This is a genomic window from Sporichthyaceae bacterium, from assembly GCA_036269075.1.
Classification (GTDB): domain Bacteria; phylum Actinomycetota; class Actinomycetes; order Sporichthyales; family Sporichthyaceae; genus DASQPJ01.
Genome location: DATASX010000049.1, coordinates 1 through 1682, shown reverse-complemented (window position 1 = coordinate 1682; position 1682 = coordinate 1). Strand labels below are relative to the sequence as shown.

The 1682-nt window shown below is 70.6% G+C and carries 2 protein-coding genes; both read right to left on the bottom strand.

Annotated elements, in window-relative coordinates; translation table 11 throughout:
* Positions 1 to 804, bottom strand: an 804-nt coding sequence (locus VHU88_09465; protein HEX3611900.1) for an aminoglycoside phosphotransferase family protein, incomplete at its 3' end; no start/stop codon positions are given.
* A 1-nt stretch (position 805) separates the two neighbouring features.
* A partial coding sequence (locus VHU88_09460; GenBank protein HEX3611899.1) for an alpha/beta hydrolase occupies positions 806 to 1682 on the bottom strand: 877 nt, incomplete at its 5' end.

Here is a 1682-nt window from a genome sequence, read left to right as displayed (position 1 = left end):
TGACAGCGCAGTCAGCGGCGACATGGTGAAGCCGCTGGTGTCGCCGTAGGCGGCGAGCGCGGCCGGGGTGAGGCTGCCGTACTCCGCGGCACGGGCCAGGTCCAGGGCCGGATCGCCGATGAGGGCGTTGGACCAGTCGAGGATCGCGACCGGGCGCCCGGCCCGGACGAGGATGTTCTCTTTCCGCAGGTCCATGTGCAGCAGGCGGCGGGGAAGCGCGTGGCCCCGGTCGGCGGCGAGCGCGGCGCGGATATCCGGGAAGGGCACATCGAGCTCGGTGACCGTCGCGAGGTTCTTCAGCCGGTCTCCGATCCGCTCGGCGAGCACCTGGTCGGCGTCGTCACGCGGTTCCATGCAGACTAGGTCGAGCGGCGGTGCGGGGATCTCGTGAATGGCCCGGATTAGCCGGCCGAACTCGTCGTCGGGAAGCTCACTGTCGTCGGACTCGACGTACTGGGCGATGGTGAAGTCCGCGCCCGGGCCGGAGGTGTGCGCGGCGAACACCTCCGGCACGGGCAGGCCGTGGGACCGCAGGTGCCTGCTCAGGTCGAAGTCCTGGCTCAGCTGCGGTCGCGTGTCCGGCTGGGCCTCGTTGCCGCTGTTGACCAAGCGGGTATGCGGCACCCGGATCGCCACGGGCCCGAGCGACGCGGACTCGCCGCGGTAGACCCGCGCGTCAAGGCCCCGGCCGATCTCCCGCAACCCGGTGATCCCCAGGTGGCCGTATGAGTCGCGCAGGGTCAGGGAAAGCCGCTCCACGGCCTCCGACCATAGCGAACTGAAGCCCGCGATGACGGTCAGCAACCTACCGGCCCCAGTGCCTGCGAAGGTGCGGGATGAGGTCGCCCGGGCGCTCCTCCGGGAAGAAGATCTTCGCGCCGTCGACCTCGATGACCTCGCGTGCCCCGGGGATGAGGTCCCGCAGGTAATACGCCCACTTGACGCCGAAGGTAGCGTCGCCGTTCCCCCATACGAGCAGGGTCGGCGCGTCAAGGGCGCGCAGCAGTTCGCTGACGGCGTCCATCTCGGCCGGCACCAGCGCGGCGATCATGCGCTCGAAGTCCCTGGCCCGCTCCGTGGTGTCGCCGAGTGCGGTTACGTATGAGCGCCATACCTCCTCAGGGACCAGCTCGGGGTGCTCGTAGCCGGCGCCGAGGGGGCTGGTCGGCCAGGCGGCGGGGTCACCGGCGATCGCCGCGAGCCCCGGAGCCAGCGTGCCCTGCTGCGCGAGCTCGACGATCGGGGCGAACTCCGGCGGCGGGAAGTTGCCCTCGCAGTCGCAGTTGGTCAGGGTGAACGACCGGATCCTGTCCGGGTGGCGGGCGGCGAAGATCTGCGCGACGGCGCCGCCGGTGTCGTTGCCGACCAGGTCGACCTGCGTGAGGCCGAGGCCGTCGCACAGGTCGGCGACGACCTGGGCGAGCGCGGTGACCGACAGGTCGTCGCGGCCAGGGGTGCCGCCGTGCAGCGGCAGGTCGATCGCGATGCAGCGGCTGGTGTCGCGCAGGTTCTCGATGACATGACGCCACAGCACGCCGTTGGTGCCGAGGCCGTGCACGAAAAGTGCGACCGGGCCCGCGCCAAGCTCGGTGTAGGCGATCTCGCCGCCCGGGGTGTCGAGCGTCCGGCGATGGGCGGTGAACGTGCTTACGTCCATGGAAACCTCCAGGTAACATACCGAC